The sequence below is a fragment of the Rhizobium sp. AC27/96 genome, assembly GCF_001692325.1.
Classification (GTDB): Bacteria; Pseudomonadota; Alphaproteobacteria; order Rhizobiales; family Rhizobiaceae; genus Rhizobium.
Window position 1 is genome coordinate 509,274 of sequence record NZ_LXKN01000001.1, and the last position, 25,371, is coordinate 534,644.

General features: G+C 59.5%; 27 protein-coding genes and 1 tRNA gene. 16 read left to right on the forward strand and 12 right to left on the reverse strand.

Translation table 11 applies throughout. The annotated features are described in order from the left end of the window. Nucleotides 1-171: 171 nt before the first annotated feature. From A6U86_RS02535 to A6U86_RS02545, 3 genes are all read left to right on the forward strand, one after another. Nucleotides 172-627: a 6,7-dimethyl-8-ribityllumazine synthase gene (locus A6U86_RS02535; RefSeq protein WP_068385776.1), complete on the forward strand. Its 456-nt coding sequence runs from the start codon at nt 172-174 to the stop codon at nt 625-627. 4 nt (nt 628-631) lie between these two features. After that, nucleotides 632-1,114 (forward strand): transcription antitermination factor NusB, encoded by a 483-nt coding sequence (nusB, locus tag A6U86_RS02540; RefSeq protein WP_068385777.1) that lies wholly within the window; start codon nt 632-634, stop codon nt 1,112-1,114. A 248-nt stretch (nt 1,115-1,362) separates the two neighbouring features. After that, the gene (locus tag A6U86_RS02545; protein WP_068385779.1) at nt 1,363-3,501 is read left to right on the forward strand and encodes a sodium-translocating pyrophosphatase; all 2,139 of its coding nucleotides are present in this window, start codon (nt 1,363-1,365) and stop codon (nt 3,499-3,501) included. 149 nt (nt 3,502-3,650) lie between these two features. On the opposite strand, the gene A6U86_RS02550 is transcribed toward A6U86_RS02545, so the two are convergent. Next, the gene (locus A6U86_RS02550) at nt 3,651-4,160 is read right to left on the reverse strand and encodes an outer membrane protein assembly factor BamE (protein WP_068385781.1); all 510 of its coding nucleotides are present in this window, start codon (nt 4,158-4,160) and stop codon (nt 3,651-3,653) included. Between the two features lie 280 nt (nt 4,161-4,440). Between A6U86_RS02550 and A6U86_RS02555 the strand changes: the two genes are divergently transcribed. The 8 genes from A6U86_RS02555 (at nt 4,441) to A6U86_RS02590 (ending at nt 10,964) form a co-directional block, all read left to right on the forward strand. Beyond that, on the forward strand, nt 4,441-4,998 hold the full coding sequence (locus tag A6U86_RS02555) for a ubiquinol-cytochrome C chaperone family protein (RefSeq protein WP_068385783.1): 558 nt from the start codon (nt 4,441-4,443) through the stop codon (nt 4,996-4,998). Between the two features lie 9 nt (nt 4,999-5,007). After that, a complete protein-coding gene (locus A6U86_RS02560) occupies nt 5,008-5,565 on the forward strand; it encodes a DUF177 domain-containing protein (protein ID WP_068385785.1) in 558 nt (185 codons plus the stop codon). A 102-nt stretch (nt 5,566-5,667) separates the two neighbouring features. Then, entirely contained in the window at nt 5,668-6,714 is a 1,047-nt protein-coding gene (gene plsX, locus A6U86_RS02565; protein WP_068385787.1) for a phosphate acyltransferase PlsX, read from the forward strand. A gap of 19 nt (nt 6,715-6,733) precedes the next feature. Then, entirely contained in the window at nt 6,734-7,705 is a 972-nt protein-coding gene (locus A6U86_RS02570; RefSeq protein WP_068385789.1) for a beta-ketoacyl-ACP synthase III, read from the forward strand. A gap of 107 nt (nt 7,706-7,812) precedes the next feature. Continuing rightward, nucleotides 7,813-8,151: an integration host factor subunit alpha gene (locus A6U86_RS02575; RefSeq protein WP_068385791.1), complete on the forward strand. Its 339-nt coding sequence runs from the start codon at nt 7,813-7,815 to the stop codon at nt 8,149-8,151. A gap of 228 nt (nt 8,152-8,379) precedes the next feature. Next, the gene (locus A6U86_RS02580; RefSeq protein WP_068385792.1) at nt 8,380-8,928 is read left to right on the forward strand and encodes a MerR family transcriptional regulator; all 549 of its coding nucleotides are present in this window, start codon (nt 8,380-8,382) and stop codon (nt 8,926-8,928) included. A gap of 354 nt (nt 8,929-9,282) precedes the next feature. Next, a complete protein-coding gene (locus A6U86_RS02585; RefSeq protein WP_068385794.1) occupies nt 9,283-10,389 on the forward strand; it encodes a porin in 1,107 nt (368 codons plus the stop codon). Nucleotides 10,390-10,637: 248 nt separating this feature from the next. Beyond that, a complete protein-coding gene (locus A6U86_RS02590) occupies nt 10,638-10,964 on the forward strand; it encodes a hypothetical protein (RefSeq protein WP_068385796.1) in 327 nt (108 codons plus the stop codon). A gap of 79 nt (nt 10,965-11,043) precedes the next feature. Here the strand turns inward: A6U86_RS02590 and A6U86_RS02595 are convergent, their stop codons facing one another. Next, nucleotides 11,044-11,298, reverse strand: a complete 255-nt coding sequence (locus A6U86_RS02595) for a hypothetical protein (protein ID WP_068385798.1) — start codon at nt 11,296-11,298, stop codon at nt 11,044-11,046. Nucleotides 11,299-11,475: 177 nt separating this feature from the next. Here A6U86_RS02595 and A6U86_RS02600 point away from each other — a divergent pair, with 177 nt between their 5' ends. Next, nucleotides 11,476-11,877 carry a BA14K family protein gene (locus A6U86_RS02600; protein ID WP_068387744.1) on the forward strand — a complete coding sequence of 134 codons (402 nt, stop codon included), beginning with the start codon at nt 11,476-11,478 and terminating at the stop codon, nt 11,875-11,877. An 86-nt stretch (nt 11,878-11,963) separates the two neighbouring features. Next, a tRNA-Pro gene (locus A6U86_RS02605) sits at nt 11,964-12,040 on the forward strand. Nucleotides 12,041-12,077: 37 nt separating this feature from the next. Here A6U86_RS02605 and A6U86_RS02610 read toward each other — a convergent pair. Both A6U86_RS02610 and A6U86_RS02615 read right to left on the reverse strand, forming a co-directional pair. Then, nucleotides 12,078-12,773: a thermonuclease family protein gene (locus A6U86_RS02610; protein ID WP_068385800.1), complete on the reverse strand. Its 696-nt coding sequence runs from the start codon at nt 12,771-12,773 to the stop codon at nt 12,078-12,080. 91 nt (nt 12,774-12,864) lie between these two features. Further along, complete coding sequence (locus A6U86_RS02615; RefSeq protein WP_244509820.1) at nt 12,865-13,263, reverse strand: hypothetical protein; 399 nt, start codon at nt 13,261-13,263, stop codon at nt 12,865-12,867. A gap of 250 nt (nt 13,264-13,513) precedes the next feature. Between A6U86_RS02615 and A6U86_RS02620 the strand changes: the two genes are divergently transcribed. Continuing rightward, entirely contained in the window at nt 13,514-13,726 is a 213-nt protein-coding gene (locus A6U86_RS02620) for a hypothetical protein (protein ID WP_068385802.1), read from the forward strand. A 228-nt stretch (nt 13,727-13,954) separates the two neighbouring features. Then, nucleotides 13,955-14,977: a PHB depolymerase family esterase gene (locus tag A6U86_RS02625; protein WP_234906173.1), complete on the forward strand. Its 1,023-nt coding sequence runs from the start codon at nt 13,955-13,957 to the stop codon at nt 14,975-14,977. A gap of 93 nt (nt 14,978-15,070) precedes the next feature. Here A6U86_RS02625 and A6U86_RS02630 read toward each other — a convergent pair whose 3' ends face one another. From A6U86_RS02630 to A6U86_RS02655, 6 genes are all read right to left on the reverse strand, one after another. Next, complete coding sequence (locus tag A6U86_RS02630; protein ID WP_068385804.1) at nt 15,071-15,364, reverse strand: helix-turn-helix domain-containing protein; 294 nt, start codon at nt 15,362-15,364, stop codon at nt 15,071-15,073. 64 nt (nt 15,365-15,428) lie between these two features. Further along, a complete protein-coding gene (locus A6U86_RS02635) occupies nt 15,429-16,664 on the reverse strand; it encodes a glycosyltransferase family 4 protein (protein WP_068385806.1) in 1,236 nt (411 codons plus the stop codon). Beyond that, nucleotides 16,661-17,923 carry an O-antigen ligase gene (locus A6U86_RS02640; protein ID WP_068385808.1) on the reverse strand — a complete coding sequence of 421 codons (1,263 nt, stop codon included), beginning with the start codon at nt 17,921-17,923 and terminating at the stop codon, nt 16,661-16,663. The genes A6U86_RS02635 and A6U86_RS02640 overlap by 4 nt, the downstream gene beginning before the upstream one ends. Beyond that, entirely contained in the window at nt 17,920-19,482 is a 1,563-nt protein-coding gene (locus A6U86_RS02645; protein WP_068385810.1) for an undecaprenyl-phosphate glucose phosphotransferase, read from the reverse strand. The genes A6U86_RS02640 and A6U86_RS02645 overlap by 4 nt, the downstream gene beginning before the upstream one ends. 76 nt (nt 19,483-19,558) lie before the next feature. After that, nucleotides 19,559-20,704, reverse strand: a complete 1,146-nt coding sequence (locus A6U86_RS02650; protein WP_068385812.1) for a glycosyltransferase family 4 protein — start codon at nt 20,702-20,704, stop codon at nt 19,559-19,561. Between the two features lie 12 nt (nt 20,705-20,716). Beyond that, nucleotides 20,717-21,292, reverse strand: a complete 576-nt coding sequence (locus A6U86_RS02655; protein ID WP_068385814.1) for a polysaccharide biosynthesis/export family protein — start codon at nt 21,290-21,292, stop codon at nt 20,717-20,719. 192 nt (nt 21,293-21,484) lie between these two features. Between A6U86_RS02655 and A6U86_RS02660 the strand changes: the two genes are divergently transcribed. Further along, entirely contained in the window at nt 21,485-23,689 is a 2,205-nt protein-coding gene (locus A6U86_RS02660) for a GumC family protein (RefSeq protein ID WP_068385816.1), read from the forward strand. Here the strand turns inward: A6U86_RS02660 and A6U86_RS02665 are convergent, their stop codons facing one another. Next, nucleotides 23,690-24,955, reverse strand: coding sequence for a GNAT family N-acetyltransferase (locus A6U86_RS02665; RefSeq protein ID WP_068385818.1), 1,266 nt, complete (start codon nt 24,953-24,955; stop codon nt 23,690-23,692). A gap of 135 nt (nt 24,956-25,090) precedes the next feature. Continuing rightward, a complete protein-coding gene (locus A6U86_RS02670; RefSeq protein WP_028755205.1) occupies nt 25,091-25,300 on the reverse strand; it encodes a DUF2842 domain-containing protein in 210 nt (69 codons plus the stop codon). Nucleotides 25,301-25,371: the final 71 nt, after the last annotated feature.

A 25,371-nucleotide genomic window follows, 5' to 3' on the forward strand; every position in this document is an offset into this window, starting at 1 on the left:
ATTATCGAAGCAGCCGCATGCGCGAAAGCTACAATTTTATGGGTGTTTCGATGATCTCCAAATAGGGTTAGAATCAGGCCTGGCCGTTGAAAAACACTTGCCAAGCGAGGTCTGCCGTGGTTTGACCCGGCCTAATAAGGTGCCCAGCCCCTCTCAATTCGCAGGTGATCCATGTCAAGCTCTTCCAATGCCCATATCCTGATCGTCGAAGCTCGCTTCTACGACGATATGGCCGACGCCCTGCTCGACGGCGCCAAGACCGCTCTCGACGAGGCCGGTGCTACCTATGACGTCGTCACCGTGCCCGGCGCGCTGGAAATTCCGGCTGCGATCGCCATGGCGCTTGACGGTGGCGACAATGGCGGCGTCGTTTATGACGGCTATGTCGCTCTCGGCATGGTTATCCGCGGCGAAACCTATCATTTCGATATCGTCGCCAATGAATCCTCGCGTGCCCTGATGGATCTCGCCGTCAGTGAATCCCTGCCGATCGGCAACGGTATCCTGACCGTCGAGAACGATGATCAGGCCTGGGCGCGTGCGCGGCGTACGGACAAGGACAAGGGTGGCTTCGCCGCCCGTGCGGCGCTGACCATGATCGCGCTGAAACAGAAGTTGGGTGCATAAGTTCATGAGCAATCAGGACAACGAGCGATCGGCAAAACCCGCCAACCAGCGGGGCGCGGCGCGTCTTGCGGCGGTGCAGGCGCTCTATCAGATGGATATCGGCGGAACCGGCGTTCTGGAGGTGGTGGCCGAATACGAGGCGCACCGTCTCGGACAGGAACTGGACGGCGAGACCTATCTGAAGGCTGACGCCTCCTGGTTCCGTTCCATCGTATCGGGTGTCGTACGCGAACAGACCAAGCTCGATCCGCTGATCGGCTCGGCTCTTCAGGATGACTGGGCGTTGTCGCGTCTCGACAGCACCGTGCGTGCTATCCTGCGTGCGGGGACATTCGAACTGCTCGACCGCAAGGACGTGCCGGTTCCGGTCATCGTCACCGAATATGTCGAGATCGCGCATGCCTTCTTCGAAGAAGATGAGCCGAAGCTCGTGAATGCCGTGCTCGACCGAATCGCCAAGCAGGTTCGCGGCGAAGCCAGGAAATAAGCTTCGCCGAGGCTGCGGCTTGCGGCGCGTTGCGCTTTCGTTTCCTTCGTTCGCGCCTGATTTCAGCTACGGATATTCTTTTGAACCTCCTGCGGGCGTTTTACCTGCGGGCGGTCTTGACGCGACGTTTTCCCAACAGCAATCTTGCACTGCACATCCGTCGATCGCCTTGGAGGAGGGCAGTCACGGTTGTCGCAGGCGGCCGGGGGAGGAGTGAACCGCCGGCTTTTTTGGAGGGAAAAAGCGAAATGTCGATTCTTATAGGCGTTATAGCGTGCGGGCTGCTCTCGGTGGTTTATGCCATCTGGACGACCCGGTCGGTGCTTGCGGCCGATCAGGGTAATGCGCGCATGCAGGAAATTGCGGGTTATATCCGCGAAGGCGCACAAGCTTATCTGGCGCGCCAATATACAGCGATCGCAATTGTTGGTGTCATTGTTTTCATTGCCGCCTGGCTTCTATTGTCTGGCGAAGCCGCTATCGGCTTCCTGATCGGCGCAGTTCTCTCGGGCGCAGCCGGATTCATCGGCATGCATGTCTCCGTGCGCGCCAACGTTCGCACCGCGCAGGCCTCATCGCATAGCCTGTCCGCCGGCCTCGATATCGCCTTCAAGTCGGGCGCCATCACCGGCATGCTGGTTGCCGGCCTCGCATTGCTTGGCGTCTCCATCTATTTCTACGTACTGACAGGCGTTCTCGGTCATGAACCGGGCTCGCGCGATGTCATCGATGCACTCGTCGCCCTCGGTTTCGGCGCGTCGCTGATTTCGATCTTCGCCCGTCTCGGCGGCGGTATTTTCACCAAGGGTGCCGATGTCGGCGGTGACCTGGTCGGCAAGGTGGAAGCCGGCATTCCCGAGGATGATCCGCGCAATCCCGCCACCATCGCCGATAACGTCGGCGACAACGTCGGCGATTGCGCCGGCATGGCAGCCGATCTGTTCGAAACCTATGCGGTCTCCGTCGTCGCGACCATGGTCCTCGCATCGATCTTCTTCGCCGGCTCTCCGCTGCTTGCTTCCGCGATGATCTATCCGCTGGCGATTTGCGGCGCCTGCATCATCACATCGATCATCGGCACCTTCTTCGTGAAGCTTGGTGCCAATGGATCGATCATGGGTGCGCTCTACAAGGGGCTCATCGCAACCGGCATCCTCTCGATCCTCGGGCTTGCCGCGGCCACGTCGTTGACCATCGGCTGGGGCTCGGTCGGCACCATCGCCGGCTTCGAGGTCACCGGAACCAAGCTGTTCACCTGCGGCATCGTCGGCCTGATCGTCACGGCGCTCATCGTCGTCATCACCGAATACTACACAGGCACGAACAAGCGGCCGGTCAACTCCATCGCGCAGGCATCGGTCACCGGCCACGGCACCAACGTCATCCAGGGCCTCGCCGTTTCGCTTGAATCGACGGCTTTGCCGGCGATCGTCATTGTCGGCGGCATCATCGCCACCTATCAGCTCGGCGGCCTGTTCGGCACCGGTATCGCCGTTACGGCCATGCTTGGTCTTGCCGGCATGATCGTTGCGCTCGACGCCTTCGGCCCCGTGACAGACAATGCCGGCGGCATCGCGGAAATGTCGCATCTTCCGCCGGAAGTGCGCAAATCGACCGATGCGCTCGATGCGGTCGGCAACACCACCAAGGCAGTCACCAAGGGCTACGCCATCGGTTCGGCCGGTCTCGGTGCTCTGGTACTGTTCGCCGCCTATTCGAACGACCTGCAGTATTTCGCGGCTCACGGCGACAAGTTCCCTTATTTCGCCAATGTCGGCACGATCTCCTTCGATCTGTCGAACCCCTATGTCGTTGCCGGATTGCTGTTCGGTGGCCTCATTCCCTACCTCTTCGGCGGTATCGCCATGACGGCCGTCGGCCGTGCCGCCGGTTCGATCGTCGAGGAAGTGCGCAAGCAGTTTCGCGAGAAGCCGGGCATCATGCAGGGTACAGAACGTCCCGATTATGGCCGCGCGGTCGACATACTGACCAAGGCCGCCATTCGCGAGATGATTATTCCGTCGCTGCTGCCCGTTCTGGCGCCGATCGTCGTCTATTTCGGCGTTCTGCTGATTTCCGGCTCCAAGGCCTCGGCCTTCGCAGCCCTCGGTGCGTCCTTGCTTGGCGTGATCATCAACGGCCTCTTCGTCGCCATCTCCATGACGTCGGGTGGCGGTGCATGGGACAATGCCAAGAAGAGCTTCGAGGATGGCTTCGTCGACAAGGATGGCACGCGCCACATGAAGGGCTCCGAAGCTCACAAGGCCTCGGTAACGGGCGATACCGTCGGCGACCCCTATAAGGATACGGCGGGTCCCGCAGTCAATCCGGCGATCAAGATCACCAATATCGTCGCGTTGCTGCTGCTGGCTATCCTTGCCGGCTAAAGCATGATGCCGAAAGGCACGGAGCGGATTGAGATTTCAGGTCGGCTCGACCTGAAATCTTCCGCTCCAGGCGAAGCAAAAACGAACGCATAAAGAAAACCCGCGGGACGAAGCGCCTCGCGGGTTTTTTGTTGGAAGGCTTTCCCGGCTTATTGGCCCGGGTTGAGGTTGTTGAGGAAGTTCCTCGCACCGTTGACGCCGCTACCGCCACCCTGAAGGATCTGCTGCAGGAAGGTAATGTCGCGGCCGCCTGTCGGCGTCGTCCGGCTGATCATGTCGAAGACCCTGCCGTCCTTCAGCGTGTAATTGGCTTCCTGCTTCACGATGCCGCTCTTGTCGAAGTAGATCGCCAGGATGTTCTGGTCGACCAGCTTCGGCTTCATGAAGGCGACAGCGCGCGTGCGCTTCTGGGAAATATAGTAGAAGACTTCACCGTCGAACGTCGCAGTGGTCGAGGGCGTGCCGAGCGAGAGCAGGACCTGCTCGCGGCTCGAGCCCACCGGCGCCAGCGCCAGCGACTGCTGGTCGAAGATGTAACCGTTGTTCATGACCTCGCCGGTCTGGCAACCCGTAAGTCCTACGGTCGCAATCACCAGGGCGATGGCGGCACTGCTGCTGAAAGTAATGTCAGACTTGAAATACCGTCTGGTCAACGACATCTCATCTCCCCTAATGAATCAATCCGATGGCCGGGCGGCCGGTATCACCTTGCTGTACATATCATTGTGGCCTTTCCGCGATTGAAAAGGGCACAAGACGTTGTTCGTCACTCTTCATCACCGATCATGCACAGCGTGACGACGGGTAAGGGCAGGAGCCTCGAAGCGGGCACAAACGGCATTGCAATTCGCGCCTGCTTCGGTAAACCAGCTTTAGCGTGGATGCAACAAGGCCAAGCAAAAACGGCGCGCTCTGAATGAGCCAATTCCGGGAATTCTCATGATTTTTGGGCTCTTTCGCAAAAGAAATAACAATCAGCTCATTGTCGTCAGGCAATATGAGCTTCTGACATCCGTGGCGCGGCAGCCGATTTTCTATACCGATTATGAGGTGCCCGACACGGTGATGGGGCGCTTCGAATTGCTTTCGGTCGTCATGATCCTGTTTTTTCGCCGCACGCGAGCGTCAGCGACCAGTGGGCAGGAACTCGCGCAGGAAATCGTCGATGCGTTCTTCGAGGATATCGATTATTCGATCCGCGAACTCGGAATAGGTGACAACAGCGTACCGAAACGCATGAAGAAGCTGGCGGGTATGTTCTATGGCCGGCTGGAGAGCTATGCAGCCGCCATGGACGGCAATGACCGCGTCGCTCTTGCCGCCGCCCTTCGGCGCAACATCTATCCCAAGGTCGCTGACGGTGAGGCCTCCATGGCCGCGCTTGCGGAATGGATGATGACCGCGGAGGCGCATCTGGCCGGGATAGAAGAGGATGCGATTGCCACGGGTTCTGCGGTGTTGCCGTTGCCGGCCGCGCTCGGGCAACAGTTGGTTTAGGAGATAAGAATGAAAAACAACGACTCCGGCGAAACGCCTTTTTCCTATCTCGTGAAGGTTGGCCACATCTCCGCCAATCCCGTCGAGGTGCATGTCGAGGCTGACAAGCGCGAGCTTGCGGGCCTGGCGGAGCTATGGGACGTCCTCTCCGTGGAGAAGCTTGAGGCCGATCTGAAGATCTCGCGCTGGAAGCGCGACGGTGTGCGGATCAAGGGAGATGTGCGGGCGAAGATCGTTCAGGCTTGCGTCGTTACGCTCGAGCCTGTGGAATCGGAGATCAACGAGAATTTCGAGCATATTTTCGTGCCGGAAGATTCCAAACTGGCGCGCGCGCCGTCGGTGGATGCCGGTGAAATGGTACTCGATCCGGACGGCCCTGATATCCCGGAGACATTTACCGGAGATACAATTGATGCCGGTGCGGTCGTTGCGGAATTCGCGGCGCTCGCAATCGATCCTTACCCACGCAAGCCCGGCGTAGAGTTCGACGGGCATATAGAAGATACGGGCGAAAGTGACAGGAAACCGTCACCTTTCGCGGTTCTGAAAGACTGGAAAAAGGAATAGACCCTCGTGGCAACCGAGCACAATTCAGTTGTAACCGAGGGAGAAAACGGTATTTTGACGCCAAATTCGCCAGGCCCGGCGGACAACAAGGACTAGGGACGCGTGATCAGAATTTCTCTTGACCTGATGGGTGGCGACTTCGGCCCTGAGGTTGTTGTTCCCGGCGCGGCCAAGGCGCTGGATAGGCATCCCGATATCACGTTCATCCTGTACGGACAGAAGGACCGCTGCGAGGCGGTCCTGGCCAAGTATCCGAAGCTTAGGGAAAAGTCCGTCTTTCACGAATGTGATGTTGCCATCGGCATGGACGAAAAGCCAAGCCAGGCACTTCGCCGCGGCCGCTACGTGTCCAGCATGTGGCGTTCGATCGAAGCGGTGAAGCTTGGAGACGCGGATGTCGTCGTGTCGGCCGGCAATACCGGCGCGCTCATGGCCATGGCGAAGTTCTGTTTGCGCACCATGGCCAATATAGAACGGCCAGCGATCGCCGCGATCTGGCCCACGCTGCGCGGCGAAAGCATCGTGCTTGATGTCGGAGCCACCATTGGCGCGGATGCTCAGCAATTGCTCGATTTTGCCTTGATGGGTGGCGCCATGGCGCGCGCGCTCTTCGAGATCGAACGTCCGACCGTCGGCTTGCTGAATGTCGGTGTTGAGGAAATCAAGGGCCAGGAAGACGTCAAGGATGCCGGACGCCTGATCCGTGAGGCCAATCTCGAATCGCTTGAATATTCCGGTTTCGTCGAAGGCGACGATATCGGCAAGGGTACGGTTGACGTCGTGGTCACCGAAGGGTTCTCAGGCAATATCGCGCTGAAGGCGGCAGAGGGCACGGCAAAGCAGATCGGCGCCTATTTGCGCGCGGCGATGACGCGGACGTTGCTGGCTCGGATTGGCTATATCTTTGCCAAGGGCGCGTTCGACCTGCTGCGTGAGAAGCTCGACCCCAGCAAGGTCAATGGCGGCGTCTTCCTTGGCCTCAACGGTATTGTCATCAAGAGTCACGGCGGCGCGACCGCCGAAGCCTTCGCAGCGGCTATCGATGTCGGCTACGATATGGCCAAGAATGGGCTCACGCAGAAAATCGAAAATGATTTGAAGAGATATCATGCCAAACGGCTCCCCCCAATCGGGCCGGAAGCGGCATGAGCGACGGGGTAAAAGCAGAATGATCCGTTCAGTTGTTCGCGGTTTTGGGGCGGCACTCCCCAAGCGCGTCATGACCAATGCCGAGATGGAACAGGTTGTCGAAACCAGCGACGACTGGATTGTCCAGCGCAGCGGCATTCGCCAGCGCTATATCGCCGGCGAAGATGAAACCACGGCGTCGCTGGGCGAGCAGGCGGCGCGAGCCGCTCTTGCCAATGCTGGTCTGACGCCTGACGATCTCGACCTGATCATCGTTGCCACCTCGACACCGGACAATACCTTTCCGGCGACCGCGGTGAACATCCAGAACAGGCTCGGCATGCATCATGGCTTTGCCTTCGATGTCCAGGCTGTCTGCACCGGTTTCGTCTACGCCGTGACCACCGCCGACGCCTATATTCGCGGCGGTCTCGCCAAGCGCGTGCTCGTCATCGGCGCCGAGACGTTTTCCCGCATTCTCGATTGGACCGACCGCACGACCTGCGTTCTCTTCGGCGACGGCGCTGGCGCGCTGATCCTCGAGGCAGGCGAGGGGACCGGTGCCAACACCGATCGTGGCGTGCTGTCGGCAAGCCTGCGTTCCGACGGCGCGCACAAGGACAAGCTCTATGTCGACGGCGGTCCGTCGTCGACGGGCACGGTCGGCGTGCTGCACATGGCCGGGCGTGAGGTCTTCAAGCACGCCGTCGGCATGATCACTGATGTCATCCAGGCTGCCTTCGATGCCACCGGTTCGACGGTTGAGGATCTGGATTGGCTGGTGCCGCATCAGGCCAATCGCCGCATCATTGACGGCTCCGCCAAGAAGCTCGGAATTGCTCCCGAGAAGGTTGTGATCACCGTCGATCTTCATGGCAATACGTCCGCCGCATCGATCCCCCTGGCGCTTTCGGTTGCTGCCGGAGATGGCCGAATCAAGAAGGGCGATCTGGTGATGCTGGAGGCGATGGGCGGCGGATTCACCTGGGGTGCGGTGCTGCTGCGCTGGTAGCGCGATATCTCCAAAAGCCGTTCCGAACAATAGCTTGACCGTTTGCCGCAAGGGCAATAGTCTCTCACGGCTTGAATAAGATTACCTATCAATATGGGCGGGGAGCTATGACGGGCAAGACAGTGACGCGCGCAGATTTGGCGGAGTCGGTATTCCGGAAAGTCGGCCTCTCCCGGACGGAGTCGGCGGAGCTCGTCGAGACGGTTATCGATGAAATTTGCAACGCGATCGTGCGTGGCGAAACCGTAAAACTCTCCTCGTTCGCGACGTTTCAGGTGCGCGATAAAAATGAACGCGTCGGTCGCAATCCGAAGACCGGCGAGGAAGTGCCGATCTCTCCGCGCCGCGTCATGACGTTCAAGGCATCGAACGTTTTGAAAACGCGCATCCTGAAGGCTCATGCAAGCCGCAAGGCGAAAGCCAGACCGGCAAATCCAGCCTCCTGATCCATCCGAAAGTTTGATTTTGTTATTGGCCGCATGCCCTGTGCTGCGGCCTTTGGCGTTGGCTTTCTCGGCGGCTTTTCAGCTTGCTTGTGCAGCAGTTGAACAGACCACTTGAATTTCCGCCGCCAAACCGTTGAAATATGGTGAGTCGTATCTTGAAGGATTCGGCATCGATATCCGGTTTTGCGTGATCCGGCCCGGATGGTGCTGCGGTCACGCTGTGGGAGTATGATGATGGACAAGAGCCCGGATGCATTTCGCACGATCAGCGAAGTTGCGGAAGACCTTGATCTGCCGCAGCATGTCCTACGGTTCTGGGAGACGCGCTTTCCGCAAATCAAGCCGATGAAGCGCGGCGGCGGCCGGCGCTATTACCGGCCTGAGGATGTCGATCTCCTGAACGGCATTCGCCATCTGCTCTATGATCATGGCTACACGATTAAGGGCGTTCAGAAGCTTCTGAAGACCAATGGCAACAAGTTCGTCATCGCCGTCGGTCATGGGGATCTCGCCAGTGTCGAGGCTCTGGCCGCCGCGACGCAGGTGCCCGCACCCGTGGAGCCGCGCGTCAACTCGGCCAATCCCGACGAAGACCAGATCGTCGGCCGGGCCAAGGCACCGATAAGCCGCCGTTTCTTCAATTTCGTCAGCGGCGACGATGGCGCGCCGGATGTTTCCATCGGCAAATCGAGTGTCGGCAAGGAAGATCGGGCCCTGCTGCAGGAAACGCTTTACGACCTTCTGGAATGCAAGCGCCTGCTCGATCAGGTGCGGTGAGGCGCATCTGTTGCGCGCTGTGGATGTATGCCCGGCGACGTATGTACAATATGTGAAATGCAAATTATGGTGGTTTGTATGTCGATTCACATCTTAGGGATGCTAGTCGGGCATGTATGTATGAGCATCGGCTGCGTTCGGTGACATTTTTGTCACATTGCCACTCTTCTGCGTTGTGCGAAATTAGTTCGGCAGCCTTATTAACTTGCCCGAGCCCAACGCTGGGTTCAGTTTGGCGGCGAAGCTTCGTTGCTTCACCCTTCAAAGAAGGGGAACAGCCAGTCAGGCCATGGAGGGGCAAGAAATTGTCTGCCGGGAGACTCCGTCCCTGATGGATAGTCGAATGGAGACACCATGAACATCAAGAGCCTTCTTCTTGGCTCCGCCGCTGCAATCGCCGCAGCGAGCGGCGCCCATGCCGCCGATGCTATCGTTTCTGCTGAGCCGGAACCATTGGAATACGTTCGCATCTGCGACGCCTATGGCACCGGCTATTTCTTTATTCCCGGCACTGAAACCTGCCTGAAAGTTGGCGGCAAGGTCCGTACCGAAGGTGAGTGGTACGACGCCTATAACCCGCGCAGCAGGGTAGGCACTCTCTGGCATGAGCGTGTGGAGCTTAATGTCGATACGGCGACGGACACCGAATACGGTGCGCTGAAGACCAATACCGTCTTCCGCTGGGAGTGGAACGACGGAGGTGCGACCTCTGCCAAGCTGCTGTTCGCAAATATCAGCCTTGGCGGCTTCACCGTTGGTAAGCTCGACTCGCAGTACAATCTGTATGTCGGCTATGCTGGCGACGTCATCAATGACGACGTGATCTATGACGGTCCTTACGAACTGAACCAGCTTACCTACAACTATGATGCCGGCAATGGCTTTTCGGCTGTGATCTCGCTGGAAGACAGCAACTCCACCTCCGACGGAGAGGCATCCTATGGCGCCGGCTGGTGGACGGATGACAAGTCCAACCACTACGCGCCAGATGTCGTCGCTGGTTTCGGGTACAAGGTGGATAACTGGGGCTTCAAGATCGTTGGCGGTTATGACTCGATCGTCGAAGAGGGCGCCATCAAGGCACGTATCGATGCCAAGTTCGGCGCAGTGGAAGCCTTCCTGATGGGTGGCTGGAACACGGATGGCGACAAGCTCAACAAATATGCCGGCACGAACCAGGATATTTCCGCCTGCACTACGTCGAGCGGGACTGTCAATGCCGGTAAATGTGGCTGGGGCGACTGGGCTGTCTGGGGTGGCGTTGGCGTTCCGATCAACGATAAGCTGAAGTGGAACCTGCAGCTGGCCTATACCGAGTCGAAGATGTTCGAGGCGACGACTAACCTCAAGATCTATCCGGTCAAGGACTTCCTGGTCGAGCCGGAACTGAGCTATGTGCACTACGACTTTATCAAGGATGATACGGTCGCCGGCATCCTCCGTTTCGAACGGAATTTCTGATCTGGACAGGATGCCTGCCGCAGTCCTCCAATGTGGCTGGCGGCAAGACAAGCACCATGGGCCCCGCCGAAATGCGGGGCCTTTTCGTTCGCGATCCCATCGGTTGTTAAGCATGATGCCATCTTTGCGCGCATTTCCAGGTGGCTTCGGCCCGATTCCGTGCATCGCTTGATAAGCTTGACTTGCTAAACATTACCTTTGGCTGTATTCGCTTCCTTGGGGTTGTCTTATAAATTGCCGGAGGAAACATGCGCATACGTGCTACCGTGGCGGCGAGTCTCGTCGCTATAACCACCATTCTGTCGAGCTGCCAGACACCGCAGGAATCTGCGATGAATGCCGAAATGACCTGTCAGTCGCAGGGGTTCCGCCCTGGCACGCAGCGCTACAATCGCTGCGTCGGCGCGACCTATCAGGCAAACCGCGTTCAGGCGCAGCAGGCTGAAAATCAGGCTGCGGGACTTGCCGCTGCCGGCATCATCGGCGGCGTTCTGGTTGGCGCCGCAGTCAGCGACCATCATCACCGTGGCTATTACGGCCGGCCTTACTATCGCCGCTGCTATCGTTGCTGGTAGTCGAAGCGCTGGTCCGCACATGAATATCAAAACTCCGCTGGTTCGCTCCGGCGGAGTTTTTTGTTTTCATCACCCGATGTCAGAAAGGCGTGACAATCTCGCGGTTCACCAGCTTCAGGCTGCGATCAGGCTGCAGGATATAGGTCTCATAGACATCCTCGCCCCACTGGTTGGTGAAGCGATGGTCAATGCGGGCTCCGATCGGCGACTGCGTCAGCTTCATGTGCGGCTGGCCGCCATAAGTGATGCTGCCCGGAATGGGTTGTAGCGATTGGGTCGTGTTGCATGCCGCAAGCAGGGGCGCGCACAGCATGAGGACTATCAGGGGCTTCATCGCCGTAACTTTCCGTTGGCTTCTCGTTTGCCGGAATTCGTCACGCAATTATGACGGACGGGCATCTATGAGTATGGATCGAAATCACTATATACAGGTAGTATCGGCATGCTCGGCGACAAGGTTTTTCACGCAGATGTGCTTGGCCAGTGCTGCCGGATTTCGAAGGAGTCGCATATGTTTACGATTGCCAGATCGATAACTGCCGCAGGCTTTGGTTTGTTGCTGGCCGCAGGCGTCGCGATGCCGGCCGGCGCCGTGACCATGCCAGTGCTGTCGGTGCCCGCGCCCGCGCAGACCGACATCATTCAGGTGCGCGATCACGGACATGGCCATTGGCACAGTCACAATCGCTGGGGTGGTGGTCACAAGCGCCATGGTTCCGATAGCTATTACGACGATGACTCGGACAGCGGCGTGCTCTTCAAATCCTTCGTAACAGGCACACTCTTCAGCGGGCAGCGTGCGCGAGGCTACTACGACAGTCATGCCCGCGCCTGTGCAAGCCGTTACCAGTCTTATCGCCCCTCGGACAACACCTATCAGCCGAGCAGGGGGCCGAGACGCGAGTGCCGATGAGCCGGAACTTTTTCTGAGCGGGCCACTACTTTTCGCTTGCGTCGGGAAACTCTAAACTCTAAACGAAACAAGCCGTTTCGGCAGGTCGGGGCGTAGCGCAGCCCGGTAGCGCACTTGACTGGGGGTCAAGGGGTCGCAGGTTCAAATCCTGTCGCCCCGACCATTTATCTCCTTGAGCTCCCAATCGAATTTTCAGTGATTTAGCCGCACCACGAGGATGCTTGGCCGGTCCAGCGCCGTGCGAGGCCTTCGGAGACGAGCTGGTCGCCGATCGAGCGGCCGGCGCGCATGGCAATGCGCAGCTTTCCGCCATTCTGGTCGTCGCCACGGTTGCTGCCGGAAAGCACGAAGGTCCCGTCGTTGAGAATGGCCTGCAGCCGTAGTTTTGCGGCCACGGCCTTCTGCTTCTCACTCGGGCAACGCGCCGCATCGGCACCCGGCACATCGACATCGGCCAGCTGGATCCTGATGCCATCCTGCCAGAAGGTATTGCCGTCCACCACGCAATTCGTGCCGGAACCGCCGCCGCAAAGCACGAACCGGCCGCCACTCTGAGCGCGCGGAGCGGGGGAGGGTCTTTCGATCGGCGTCTTGCTCACCGGCATGGCCACGGGAATGGCTGCCGGCGGTACCGGCAGGGCGTTTGTCTCACGCGGCTCGGGAGTGATTGCTGCTGTCCTGACCTTCGGCTTGCTTGCCGGCACCGGCGCTTCCGGGGTCACATGCGGCAGACCGGCGACGGCGCCTGCATGGGCAATCATCGACGGCATCTCCTTGCGATGCTGGTAGGCGTAGATGCCGGCCACGGCCGCCAAGCCGACGACACCCCACAGCCACATCGAACTGCCCGCCTTGGATTGCGGCTTGCGCCGCGTGCGTCGTTTCGCTTTTGCCATGGTAGAATCCCTCAATTGCGAGGGGATTATCGCCGCGATTTCTTACCGATCCGTTGGCTTTTCGCCACCTGGCACCGAAGGCCGGAGATTCCTATTTCGGCGACGCGGTCGATGGCTTGAGCTTGACGGCCATCGTCACCTGGCCGCTCACCGAAAGTTTCGGCCCACGCCCGTCGAAATTATTGGTCGATGTATTGCTCGACATCGCGCTGATTTCGCAGCTGTCGGCGATCGTATCAAGCAGAGTGGCGCAGCTGCTCGCCGCGACCTTGTAGAAGGATTTCAATGCCTTCTCCTGCTGCTCCTCATTGTCGCCATCGGGCAGGGAGTAGGAAAATGATATCCCGGACTGCACGGAGATATATCCATCCGGCAGTTGCCGAGGGGTGCGCAGCGGCAGATTCTGGAGGTTTTGCGCAAGGGCCGGAAAGGCCAGACCGGCAAGCAGCAATCCAAGGACAGCGAAAATAAAGGGTCTGGTCGTCATCATCATCGGGTCTCCGTTTTGTTCGCTTATCTCAGGTGCAGATGAAGGTCTGGTGATGGCGTAACTTAAAATTGTATCTTTTGTGAAACTGTCGCATTGTGTGCGAATCAGAAATGCATCACGGCATGCGATTGCAACAAAAGCTTTCTTGCCAAGCCTACGGCCAGAGCGCATAGTCCAGTCATATTGTCGGGCAAGAAGCGGATACTGGCGATATTGTTGCGTGCTTCCGCCCGAAAGACGAGGCAGCGCAATGTTGGAAGCCCCCATACATCCACGGGATTTACCCCTGTTTTCGGACGATCTGGATCGTCTGGAGAAGGTATTGGACACCGTCTGCCGGGATCGCGGCATGAACCCGCGCAGCCCGCAAGCCGAGCGGGTCGGGGCGCTGATCATCCAGCTTTATCGCCAGGGCGTGAAAGACGATGCCAAGCTCCTCGCGCTCGCCAGGGCTTATTTCTGACACAACTGCGTTTTTTTATGGCCTTGAATCTAATCGATTTAAGCTGATTTCACATAGCAGCAATGATGCATTGTGTCTGTTCGAAGCGACACTGCCATCCTATATATGCTGCATTGCACAAAGAGAATTGATTTCTCAATGTCACTGATTCTCCATTCAGGGACAGTGCGCGGCTGCCGCAGCGGAAGAAACACCGGGAGCGGCGGGCGTGGATAATGTGAAAGGCCCATGATGAATTTCAAAGTTCCGAGCCGGCTTCGCCGTTTGCTCGTCGATTCCGTCGAGCTTCCGCAGCTCAAGTTTCCGATGACACGGCCGCTCGCGCAGCCGTCACGTCGTCGCATTTCCGCGCGGCCTGCGCCGCAGCGTTTGACGGAAATCCTGTGGTTCGGCCGTAATCCCGGCGATCTGCGCATGCTCGAATATGTACCGCCGGGCGTCAAGGGCCCTATGCCGCTCGTCGTCGTCTTGCACGGCTGTCATCAGAATGCCGAGGATTTCGATCGCGCCAGCGGTTGGACTACCCTCGCTCGCCAGCACGGATTTGCCGTGCTTTATGCCGAGCAGAAGCTGTCGAACAATCCCAACCTGTGCTTCAACTGGTTTCGCCCGAGCATGGTGACACGCGATCGCGGCGAACTCGGCTCCATCCGCGAGATGATCGATTTTAGCCGGCGTGTGCATACGATCGACGATAGCAAGATTTTCGTCATGGGCCTGTCTGCCGGCGGCGCCATGGCTGCAGCGCTCCTTGCGACCTACCCGGAACTGTTTGCCGCGGGCGCCGTCATCGGCGGCCTGCCTTTCGGCGCTGCCCGCGATGCCATGTCCGCTCTCGATGTGATGAACCGTGGCTCGACGCGCGCAGCTGAAAAATGGGGAGAACTCGTCCGCGAAGTTTCGCCCGATGCCGAGCGTTATCCCGTCGTCTCCATCTGGCATGGCGACGAGGATGAGGTCGTTTCGGTTGCCAATGCCGAAGCATCGATCGCCCAATGGCTTGATGTGCGTGATCGTCCGCGGATCAAGGGTCGCCTGCGCCTCTTCGAGGGCGGCGAGCGGCGCGAATGGCGCGATGACTACGGCAACATCATCCTGGAACTTGTGACGTTGAACGGCTTTGGCCACGGTCTGCCGGTTGGTCCGGTCATCGAAGGCTGGGAGCCGGCAAACGATACCGAGCGCTACATCCTGCCTGCGGCCGTTTCCGCGCCCGAGCAACTGGTCAAGGGCTGGGGACTGGCAGCCTGAATATCCCTGCGGAGAGGCGCGTTCTGCCACCGAACCTTTGGGATAAATAGCATTGCAGAGCGGTTGAGCTACGTCGCATAACCGCTCTGGCCATCAATCATCATTGGTGGCGTTCAGATTTTCCGGCCGGATGCCATCATCATCGGCGCTCCGATGCCTGAAGCGGATGCCGGCGCCGCCGGCTCCATCATTACCGCTTGCAAGAAAAAGCACGCCGCGCGCTTCGAGGACAGATCGCACGGCGGCGAGTGCCTTCCCATCGGCGGAATTCACATCCGTTTCCAGCGCTTCAATGGTCGATACTGGAAGCTTGCTTTCGCCGGCGAGAGCTTCCGCTGTCAGTCCGAGCATGGCGCGTGCGCCGCGTAATTGTGCTGATGTAATCATGCTTTAAGTGTAGCGCAGAAGCTCGAAAATCGAAACCGATTTCAGGCGGGAATCCCCTGCGGCCCTAAAATGCGGCAACGTTTCTTGCCCGTCCCTCGGCAAGGCTTCGCGGCCCGGTATTTTCCGGTCTTTCCAGCGGGGCAGGGGCGGGATAGCCGAGCAGTTCATAGTAGATTTTCTCGGTGGCGTCGGCCATGCCTGCAAGCGTATAGCCATCCTTGCGACGGCGGGCCTCGGCGGCAAAGCTGGCAAGCAGCTTGGGATCAGCGAAGCGCGCCATCGCGGCGGCCAGCTCTTCCGGATCGTCGCTGTTAGGTACGATATAGCCGTTCCTGCCGGGTTCCAGCACCGTACGCGCGCCCCCAACATCCGCCAGCAGCAGCGGCTTGCCCGCGGCTGCGGCCTCCAGCATCACATAGGACATCGCTTCGTAGCGGCTCGGCATGACCACGACGTCAAACGCATCGATGGCGGTGACCCCCGGTATGCTGTCATCGAGGCGTGCGCGGTGTTCAAGGCCGGCCGCCTTGATCATGTCGGTGACAGCAGATGCCAGTTCGCCGACGCCGATCATCAACAAATGAGCCTGCGGCAGTTCCGCGGCTATGCGGGCGAAAGCCTCGACCAGCCGTTCCGGTGCCTTCTGCGGGGTCATGCGGCCGACGAAACCGAAGACCAGGGCGTCCTGCGGTATTCCATAGCGCTTGCGGATGGCGCCCCGTTGGCTGCTCGGTGGGGCATTGACGCCGTTGACGACGATGCTGAGGCGCGCATCGGAAATGCCGAGCGACAGAGCGTGATTATATTCATCCCTGGAAACGCAGATCACGCGGTCGGTCAGGCGATTTCCGAGAAGACGCTCGATGCCGCCATAAATCAGCCGGCCCTTGGAACCCAGAGTCGGATCCATGGTGCGAAAGGCGTGCGGCGTGTAGAGCACCGGCACATGTCTTCCGGGCAAGCGCAAACGCGTCAACGCGCCGGCCTTCGAGCTGTGACCATGGATCAGATCGAAGGCCCCATGTCCGGCGGCTATCTTGCGGAGATGCCACCATGCGGTGACATCCCAGGGGCCTGGCGCGCGGCGCATGGCAAGCGGGATAACATGGTCGAGGCCGATGCCCTCCAGCTCCGAGACGAAGGCCGCCTCGGCGCGCACCGGCGAATAGACGGCGGTCACCGAATGGCCGCGATGCTGCATCGCCCGGCATAGATCGAGGAAATGCCGGCCGGAGCCGCCACCGCTCGGTTCGAGAACCTGCAGCAGCGAGAGACGCTTGATGCTGGTGCGAATATTCACGGTGCTGCTTCCCTTCGGGTCAAGCTACGCTGGTACTTTTGCTCGAGGGCGCCGCAGCCCCAGACAATGCCGATCAACATGTAGAGATGGCGCCAGTGGTCGGTATCGATGACGTTGCCGATGCCGACATGGCCGAGGACGACGATCCAGGCGATCATCACATAGGGCTGCCAGGGCCGTTCCTTCAGGAGATTGCGAAAGCCGATATAGATGGTCCAGCAGATCATGCTGACCCAGCAGAAGAAGCCGAGCCAGCCATAAGTGGTCAGCGTCTTCAGCCAGATATTGTGTTCGTCCTCGCGAAACATGGTGGAGAAGACCAGTGGCCCCAATCCAAGCGGTCGTTCCATGGAGAGCATGAAACCGATGCGATGGCGCTCGAAGCGGCCAAGATGCCCGCCATCATAATTTTGTACGAGCTGGGTGCGGGTGGAGAAGAGATCGTTGACCTGCGGAAATTGCAAGGCGACGACGAGCAGCACGACCATGAGGATGATCGCCGCCAGCGACATCACCAGGATACGCAGGCGGAAGGCATTGCTGCGGTGCTTCAGCAGCATGCAGAAGATCAGCATGGCGGCCGCAAAGGCAAACAGCGCCCAGGCCGCGCGGGAGAAGGAAAGGAAGATGCCGAAGGCAAGGATGAACAGGCAGATGCCCTTGATCGGCGCCTTCTTCAAATCACCGATCAGGATGCCATGCATGAGATAGATGGTCGGTGTCACCAGAAAGGGACCAAAGACATTCGGGTCCTGGAAGGCGCCCATGGCGCGGTCGTAGCGGGTAAAGATGTCGAAGCCGGGAACGGCATGGAAATAGCCGAGAATGCCGAGGCTCGCCGTAATCAGCGCGGCCACGACCCAGGTATTGAAGATCAGCTTCAGCCGTCTTTCGCTATCTTCGATGATGGCGGCATAGAAGACGGAGCTGAGCGCCAGGAAGGTGGAGACGGCGATATAGACTGGGCCGTCGAGATGGTCGCTGGCGTTGAGATTGCGCATCTGCGTGATCGACAGCATGCCACCGATGTTGAAGGCCAGAAACAGGGCCAGAAGCGGTGCGACGCTGCGGGATATCTTCAACCCGAGAATGAACCAGACGCCGATGAGAAAGGCGAGCCAGAGCTCATAGGGCGCGGGCTCGGCGATCACGAAGCCGGACAGGAAAACCCCGACGGCAACGCTGGCCGTTCCGATCAGCCGCAACGCGGCGAGCTGCGGCCGCGCGATGCGGGAGGAGGGGAGCTCGATCGTGGTCAATAGGCATTTTCCGTATTGAGCAGACGGAACGGCGTCAGGAACAGGATCTTCAGGTCGAACAGCAGCGACCAGTTCTCGATGTAGTAGAGATCGTAGGCCGTGCGGAACCTGATCTTGTCGTCGCTGTCGATCTCGCCGCGCCAGCCGTTGATCTGTGCCCAGCCGGTCACGCCCGGCTTGACGCGATGGCGGGCGAAATAACCTTCGACGACATCGGAATAGGTCCGGTTGTGGCTGGCGGCGAGCACGGCATGCGGTCGCGGGCCGACAAGCGAGAGATTGCCGAGAAGCACGTTGAAGAGCTGCGGCAGCTCGTCGATCGACGTCTTGCGGATGAAACGTCCGACAGGGGTGACACGCGGATCGTTTTTGGTGACGGCATTGCGCGCGGTCGGGTCGCTCATTTCAGTAAACATCGAGCGGAACTTGAAGACGTTGATGATCTCGTTGTTGAAGCCGTGACGCTTCTGCATGAAGAGGATCGGCCCCTTCGATGTTGCCTTCACGGCGATCGCTGCTCCGAGCATGATCGGCCAGAGCAGGGCCAGCGCCACAACACTGAAGAAGACGTCGAAGATGCGCTTGGCGACGCCGTCCCAATCACGGATCGGCTTGTTGAAGATATCGAGCATCGGCACGGCGCCGACATGCGAATAGGCGCGGGGCCGGAAGCGCAGCTTGTTGGCGTGCGCCGCCAGACGGATGTCGACCGGCAGCACCCACAGCATCTTCAGCAGCTGCAGGATGCGGTCTTCGGCACTGATCGGAAGCGCGATGATCAGCATGTCGACGCGCGTCAACCGGGCGAACTCGACCAGCTCGGCGACCGTACCCAGCTTCGGATAGCCGGCGACCATCACCGGCGAGCGCTTTTCGCCGCGGTCGTCGAAGATGCCGCAAATACGGATATCGTTGTCGGGCTGATGTTCCAGGGCCCGGATCAGCTCCTTGGCCGGTTCGCCGCCGCCGATGATCACGGCGCGTCTTTCCATGATGCCGTTTCGGGCCCAGTTGCGAATGCCATAGGCGAACAGCAGCCGCGCGACGATCAGGAATCCTGCGCCCGTGGCGAGCCAGCCGCCGAGGAGGGGGATCGAATAAATGCTGTTGATGTCGAAGGGGATGAGGGCAATGGTCACCACTGCGAAAGCCGCAACCCATGGGCCGACGATCCGATGAAGGAAACGGTGCGGCGAGCGCAGTATCGGTATCTGATAGGCGTCGGCCACCTGCAGGAACATGATGGCAAGGCCGCTGAGCGCAATGGTCACGGCCGCTTTCGACAGGAACGGATGCTCGCCCGGCGCTGTTTCGAAGAAGAAGAGCGCCAGCCCAACCGCGAGCAATGACAGGAATTCGAACAGCCGATATTGTCCGATGATGATCGCCGGCGTCTGGTTGGTCTCGCGAAATTGCTCGGCGATCTGCCGTGCATAGGCATTGATATCGCTGCTTGGACGATCGTCGCGAGGCTCTTCGGCGCCGCGGGTACGGATTTCCGAAACCTGCTTGCGAATGTTGTCCAAGTTAAATTGCTCGGACTTCTCACTAGTGTTCATGGCAATTCATCCGGTCGTTACCGGAAAAGAGCTAGCAGATATCAGCTAAGAAACACTTACAACACCTGCTTGTATTCTAACCTTCTCGACCCAGGCCAAGTATATTTTGATACAGGTGCAAAGTATCACGAGCCATGACCGAGGCGGAAAAGTTCGCCCGGATTGTCTCAATATTGGGCATGTTACGCCGGCCCCATTCCGGGTTCGTGATGGCTTCGGCCATGACACGCGACAGGTCTTCGGCATCATCAGAATTGGCAAGCGCTGCGCTGTCTTCTCCAAGCGCTTCCGGAATGCCGCCGACCCGCGAGGCGATAACGGTCTTTCCAGCCGCCAGCGCCTCCAGAACGATGTAGGGCATGGCCTCGGCGCGTGAGGGAACGACGACGTTTTGAGAAACCGCGAAGGCTTCCTGCACGCGCATGGCCGGCAGCATGCCGATGCGTTGCCCGAGGCCGCGCTCGATCATCATCCTGTGGTATTTGTCCCTGTCCGGCCCGTCGCCAATCATCAGTGCCGAAAGCGGCCTGCCGATCCGTCGCTCGGTCTTGGCAAAGGCCTCGACAAACAGATCGGGACCTTTGAGGTCCCTCAGCATGCCGATATAGGCGAAATGCACGGAATCCGATCGTGTCGGCACGCTGCGAAAGTCCCGCTCGCTGATGCCATTGTAGATCAACACCGAGCGCGTGCGCGGCTTGCCGATCTTTTTCTCATAGGCGCGCCGTTCGAAATCGCAGATGAAGATCAGGCCGTCAGTCAAGAATTCCAGCATTCGCTCAAGGCTATGCACCAGCATGCCCTGGAGCGAGGCGCGCGGGAAATGCAGGCTGCCGCCATGCGCGGTGTACAGGCGGGCCACGCGATACTTGTTCACCCGCAGGATCGAGCCGAGCACACGCGCAATCAGGCCGCCCTTGGCGCCATGCCCATGCAATACATCCGGCCGCAAGCCTCTGATTTTCTTGTAGCTGCTCCAAAGCGTCGAGGCATCGGTGAGACTGATATGCCGTCGGATCGGCAGGCGGATCACGCCGAGCGCGAGAAAGGGCGCTATGTCCTCGAACAGATGGTCTTCGTGAGCGCCGCCGGTGAGGCTGTCGCAGAGGATGCCGACTTCATGTCCCGCCTTGCTCTGCTCCTCTGCCAGATCCCGAACGTGGCGGAAGACCCCGCCGACGGGCGATCTGAAACAATGGAGGATCCGGAGGGGTTTTGCCATGGGTGGGCGCGGTTAGAACAACCGCTCTCTGACGTAGATCGTGTCGCCCGCCAACACCGGATCGGAGATGCCGACACGACCGGTCATGACGTGACCGTTGATCTTGCGCGTAACGTCCGCATTGGATTGATTGGCGCGGCTGCTGAAGCCGCCGGCGACCGCGATGGCATTCTGGATCGTCATGCCGGGGACGTAGGAATACTGGCCCGGCTGGCCGACTTCGCCCATGATATAGACCGAACGGTAGCGATCGACATCGATCGAGACGTCGGGGTCGCGAATATAGCCCTGGCGCAGCTTCTGTGCGATCTGGCCGGAGAGCTGCTGCAAGGTTCGGCCGCGAGCGGTGACCTGGCCAATGAGCGGAAAGGCAATATAGCCCGCCTGGTCGACAGTATAGGTATTGCTCAAGCCAGGCTGATCGAACACCGTCACACGCAGCCGGTCACCGCTATCCAGAGAATAAGGCTGGATCGTCGCCTCGTTGAAGGCCTTCGGCGCGGGCTGATAGGTATTGCAGGCAGCGAGCGCGGCGCTCATGGCTGCCATGCTGAGTGCAAGGGCAATCTTTGGCTTTGCGAAGGGCATTTCGCGCTCACAAGAATGGAGAATAACTGTCGTCGTTATCAGTCCGTTAGGGTTAATGATCGGTAAATAGTCAATAGGATTCCCGCTAAAATTTAGTTCCGTCGAAAATAATGCAAGCGAAATACTATTAACGCTTGAGTTACCATAGTCGTTTACGGTTAATTTCGGCTTTCTATTACGGAGTTCTTGCATATGTCCGGTGTCAACAACACCCAGCAGGATGTGGACATCGATCTCGCTCAGCTCTTTCGTGCGGTCTGGCGGCGACGGTTGCGGGTCATCGCCATTACACTCGCAGGTGCCTTTTTGGCGCTTGTCATCGCCAAGCTCGTGTCGCCCGAATATCGCAGCGAGACCCGCATCCTGATCGAGCAGCGCGCGCCGGCCTTTGCAACAACGACGACCAATAATGATTCCAGCGCCGCGCCGCTGCTGGACGAGCTGAATATTGCCAGCCAGGTGCAGATCCTGCAGTCGGCAGATCTGATCAAGCAGGTCATTACCAATCTCAAGCTCTACGAGCATCCGGAATTCGCCGCAGCCAACAACAGCTCCGCGCTTTCCGATCTGCTGGTCAAATTGCACCTGAAGCGTGGCGCTGCCGACAAGGCGCCGGAAGAACGCATGCTGGATGCCTTCACTGGCCGGCTGCAGGTCTACCAGATCAACAGTTCGCGCGTGATCGGCATAAGCTTCACATCCCGTGACCCGGATCTCGCCGCCAGCGTGCCCAATGCCGTGGCGCAGGTCTATCTGTCCATGCAGAGTGGCGCCAAGCTCGATTCCAATAGCGAGGCGACGCGGTGGCTCGAACCGGAGATCGCCAATCTGCGCGAGAAGGTCAGCGAAGCCGAAAAGAAGGTTGCCGATTATCGCTCGGCCAACGGGCTTCTTCAGACCAGCCAGAACGGCAACTTCGCCACACAACAGCTTGCCGATATCTCCGGCCAGCTCGCGCAGGTGCGCGGCAACAAGGCCAATGCCGAGGCGAGGGCTCAAGCCGTGCGCAACGCTCTGGCCAGCGGCCTCTCCACCGACACGCTTGCCGATGTTGCCGGGTCTCAGGCCATTCAGCGATTGAAGGCGACGGAATCCAGCCTGGAATCGCAGATCTCGGATCTGTCGACGACGCTGATGGAAGGCCATCCGCGATTGAAGAGCCTACGGGCTCAGCTTGCCGATATCCGCCAGCAGATCAATCGCGAGACCCAGCGGATCCTTGCCAGCATCGAGAATGAAGCCAAGGTGGCGCAGCTGCGCGAGCAGCAGCTGCTGGGACAATCAAACACGCTCAAGGCCGATAGCGCCAGGGCAGGGGAGGATGAGGTCGGTCTGAACGCGCTGGAGCGCGAAGCGGCGGCCGAACGGCAATTGCTGGAAACCTATCTTGCCCGCTACCGCGAGGCAGCCTCCCGCGCCGACAAAAATTCGAGCCCGGCCGATGCGCGCATCGTTTCCAAGGCCGTGGAGCCGGCCGATCCCGCCTTCCCGAAGGTGGGTCCCATCGTGGTGGTCGCGGCAGTCGCAAGCTTCCTGTTGACCTCGATTGTCATCATGCTGGCCGAATTGTTCAGCGGACGCGCATTGCGGCCTGTTGGTCCTTCGAACCGCGAGGAACGGGCTGTGCCTGAAATCTCGTATCGCCCTCAACCTGATATCCGCACCGAGCCTGTTGCCAGCAAGCGTGCCGACGTCCCCGCAAGCATGCTCTCCGTCCCCGCCGACGAAGCTTTGGCGCAGGAAATGGAAGCAGCGGTCGATCCGGTGCATGAGCCGGAGGAGGCGGTTGAGGAAACCGAAGAGGAAGATTTCTCTATTCAGTCGGTTGCCGATTATCTGATCGACAGCGGCTCACGGCTGGCAATCGCCATATCACCGAGCGGTGACGGTGGTTCCACCGCGACGGTCATGCTTGCGCGCACAATCGCCGATGCCGGAAACCGCATCGTGCTGGTCGACATGACCGGAACCGGTTGTCCCTCCAGGCTCATGGCGGAACATGACGAGCTTCCCGGCGTGACGGACCTGCTTTGCGGCGAGACCGCCTTTGCCGACACTATTCATCCGGACCGGCTTTCCGATGCCCATCTTGTGCCGCAAGGCATGAGCGATCTAGGCCGTGCGATGCGGGGCGCCGATCGCCTGTCGCTGATCCTCGATGCGCTCGGCTCGGCCTATGATATCGTTCTGGTGGAATGCGGCGCAGCCGAGGTTTCCGGAGTGGCGCGCCTGACGCGCAGCAAGGAAACGGAAATCATTCTTTCCATGCCCGAGCCCGACGAAAAGCAGTTCCTTGCAGCGATGACGGAGTTCCAGAAGGCCGGCTATGAACACATCATCCTGATGTCGGGCTGGCGCGAGGAGCATGATCCGGACACACGCCGCGACGCTGCCTGATCAATCTCCATCCCCGCCGCCACCATCGTCTGCCGGCGCGGCGTCGCCGTCACGTCGCGCCCGTATTTTCTGGATGAAGGAATAGAGCCGTCGATTGGACTTGATCGCCACCTTCGTGCGCGTAATGCCGCGTTGTGCCACCGCAGCCAGATGGCCCATCGTCGAAATCGGCAGGAACAGATCATGCTGCACGGTTTCCATCGGGCACCATGAGCGCTTGTAGGTCTGGTTGCCGATGCCGAAATCGAAGAGGGCGGCGCCCTCGCGATGCAGCCGCTCGATCATCAGCCAGAACAGCAATTCGCCGGGGCTCGCCTCGGGGACGAGTGTCTCGTCGATCGAGGCAAACTGGCAGATGACATGATCTCCCTTGCGCGAGAGGGCGGCGATTGCCGGAATGTGGCCCTCATGCTCACCCTTCAGTCGCAGCGCGTGGATCTGCAGCGTCGCATCGAGGCCGCTATTTCCATGCCGGTGCAACATCGCACGCAGCGCGGTCTTGATGCGGGTGTCTTTGAAGGCATCCGGCAGGCCGGCATCCTTGAAGCGGACCGCCTTCTGCCGGAAGAACAGGTCGAGAAGCGCGTCCTGCTGTTCGAAATCGGCGATGACGTGTTCGTAGCCGCCCTTTGCATCCAGGAGCCGGCTCTGATGCTTGAACTTCTTGCGCCGGCGCTTGGCGTTCACCTGCTTCAGGCTTGCCTCGAAACTGCCGAGGAAGGGAAGCTGGAAGGCGCGGTTCTGGTTTTCGATTGATGTCAGCGATGCGAGCGGGCTGCCGCGGCCGCGCCATGTGAGGGGAACGTTGCGCAGGACGGCGACATCGACCTTGCCGCGCAGAGCCGCCGCGATGGCGTTTGCCTGAATGGAAGTCAGTTCGCCATTTGCCAGGAAGCCGGCCGAAAACAGGCCGGTATTGATATTGTTATGGTGACCCCCGGTGAACTCGGCCCGTCGTATTCCGCGGCTGCGGATGATCTCGAGCGGCAGGATGAAGGCAACATGCTCGCCGATGGAGCCACGGACGATGGTCAACGGTCGTTGGAAGCTTTCCACCCAGGCGGCACACCAGTCATAACTTTGGTGTAGCGAGCACAGGTCGTCTTGCTCCAGCGCGCGCCATTCTGCTTCGAGCGGCGCCATGCTGTCGAAGATGTCGACGCGCAGATGGGCGCCTGCGGCGGTCTGCGTCGGCACGGATGCTGTCTGCTCATCCGTTGCCTCGGCGGCTACCATATCGGCGATATCTCGCGTCTGGGTCTGCATCCGATCCTCTCCGCGCTGGCGGTATTCGGGCACAACCCTACGGGGAGCGGTTTATTTTTGGCTTAATAGGGCACGATTTGCCTGGGTATCCCGTGGATCAGGGTTAGCCTTGCGTAAACGCTGCGCGTGCCGCGACTATTGCGGACGTGGCCCCGCCATCCATTTGATAATGCCCATGGCCGGAAGCACCCAGATGATACCGCTGAAAAGGAAGTAGAGGAAATGAACCCAGCCGGGTTGATCTCCGAGCGTACGCACTGCAACTATCATGGCAACGATCGCATAGATTACAACCAAAAGCACAAGCAGGATCATGCCGATGAATTTGCGCAGGCGAAGGGGCACGAGTGGGTTTCTCCTCTTACAACGACATGCCGCGACGGCATGCCGCAAACTCCCGGGACTTGTTTTGCACG

Coding starts and splice junctions, on each gene's coding strand:
- A6U86_RS02590 (WP_068385796.1), top strand. CDS start 10,638: ATGCGCATACGTGCTACCGTGGCGGCGAGTCTCGTCGCTATAACCACC.
- A6U86_RS02645 (WP_068385810.1), bottom strand. CDS start 19,482: ATGAACACTAGTGAGAAGTCCGAGCAATTTAACTTGGACAACATTCGC.
- A6U86_RS02620 (WP_068385802.1), top strand. CDS start 13,514: ATGTTGGAAGCCCCCATACATCCACGGGATTTACCCCTGTTTTCGGAC.
- A6U86_RS02570 (WP_068385789.1), top strand. CDS start 6,734: ATGATCCGTTCAGTTGTTCGCGGTTTTGGGGCGGCACTCCCCAAGCGC.
- A6U86_RS02550 (WP_068385781.1), bottom strand. CDS start 4,160: ATGTCGTTGACCAGACGGTATTTCAAGTCTGACATTACTTTCAGCAGC.
- A6U86_RS02625 (WP_234906173.1), top strand. CDS start 13,955: ATGATGAATTTCAAAGTTCCGAGCCGGCTTCGCCGTTTGCTCGTCGAT.
- A6U86_RS02630 (WP_068385804.1), bottom strand. CDS start 15,364: ATGATTACATCAGCACAATTACGCGGCGCACGCGCCATGCTCGGACTG.
- A6U86_RS02580 (WP_068385792.1), top strand. CDS start 8,380: ATGATGATGGACAAGAGCCCGGATGCATTTCGCACGATCAGCGAAGTT.
- A6U86_RS02615 (WP_244509820.1), bottom strand. CDS start 13,263: ATGATGACGACCAGACCCTTTATTTTCGCTGTCCTTGGATTGCTGCTT.
- A6U86_RS02650 (WP_068385812.1), bottom strand. CDS start 20,704: ATGGCAAAACCCCTCCGGATCCTCCATTGTTTCAGATCGCCCGTCGGC.
- A6U86_RS02665 (WP_068385818.1), bottom strand. CDS start 24,955: ATGCAGACCCAGACGCGAGATATCGCCGATATGGTAGCCGCCGAGGCA.
- A6U86_RS02600 (WP_068387744.1), top strand. CDS start 11,476: ATGTTTACGATTGCCAGATCGATAACTGCCGCAGGCTTTGGTTTGTTG.
- A6U86_RS02610 (WP_068385800.1), bottom strand. CDS start 12,773: ATGGCAAAAGCGAAACGACGCACGCGGCGCAAGCCGCAATCCAAGGCG.
- A6U86_RS02545 (WP_068385779.1), top strand. CDS start 1,363: ATGTCGATTCTTATAGGCGTTATAGCGTGCGGGCTGCTCTCGGTGGTT.
- A6U86_RS02595 (WP_068385798.1), bottom strand. CDS start 11,298: ATGAAGCCCCTGATAGTCCTCATGCTGTGCGCGCCCCTGCTTGCGGCA.
- A6U86_RS02555 (WP_068385783.1), top strand. CDS start 4,441: ATGATTTTTGGGCTCTTTCGCAAAAGAAATAACAATCAGCTCATTGTC.
- A6U86_RS02560 (WP_068385785.1), top strand. CDS start 5,008: ATGAAAAACAACGACTCCGGCGAAACGCCTTTTTCCTATCTCGTGAAG.
- A6U86_RS02575 (WP_068385791.1), top strand. CDS start 7,813: ATGACGGGCAAGACAGTGACGCGCGCAGATTTGGCGGAGTCGGTATTC.
- A6U86_RS02660 (WP_068385816.1), top strand. CDS start 21,485: ATGTCCGGTGTCAACAACACCCAGCAGGATGTGGACATCGATCTCGCT.
- A6U86_RS02585 (WP_068385794.1), top strand. CDS start 9,283: ATGAACATCAAGAGCCTTCTTCTTGGCTCCGCCGCTGCAATCGCCGCA.
- A6U86_RS02535 (WP_068385776.1), top strand. CDS start 172: ATGTCAAGCTCTTCCAATGCCCATATCCTGATCGTCGAAGCTCGCTTC.
- A6U86_RS02655 (WP_068385814.1), bottom strand. CDS start 21,292: ATGCCCTTCGCAAAGCCAAAGATTGCCCTTGCACTCAGCATGGCAGCC.
- nusB (WP_068385777.1), top strand. CDS start 632: ATGAGCAATCAGGACAACGAGCGATCGGCAAAACCCGCCAACCAGCGG.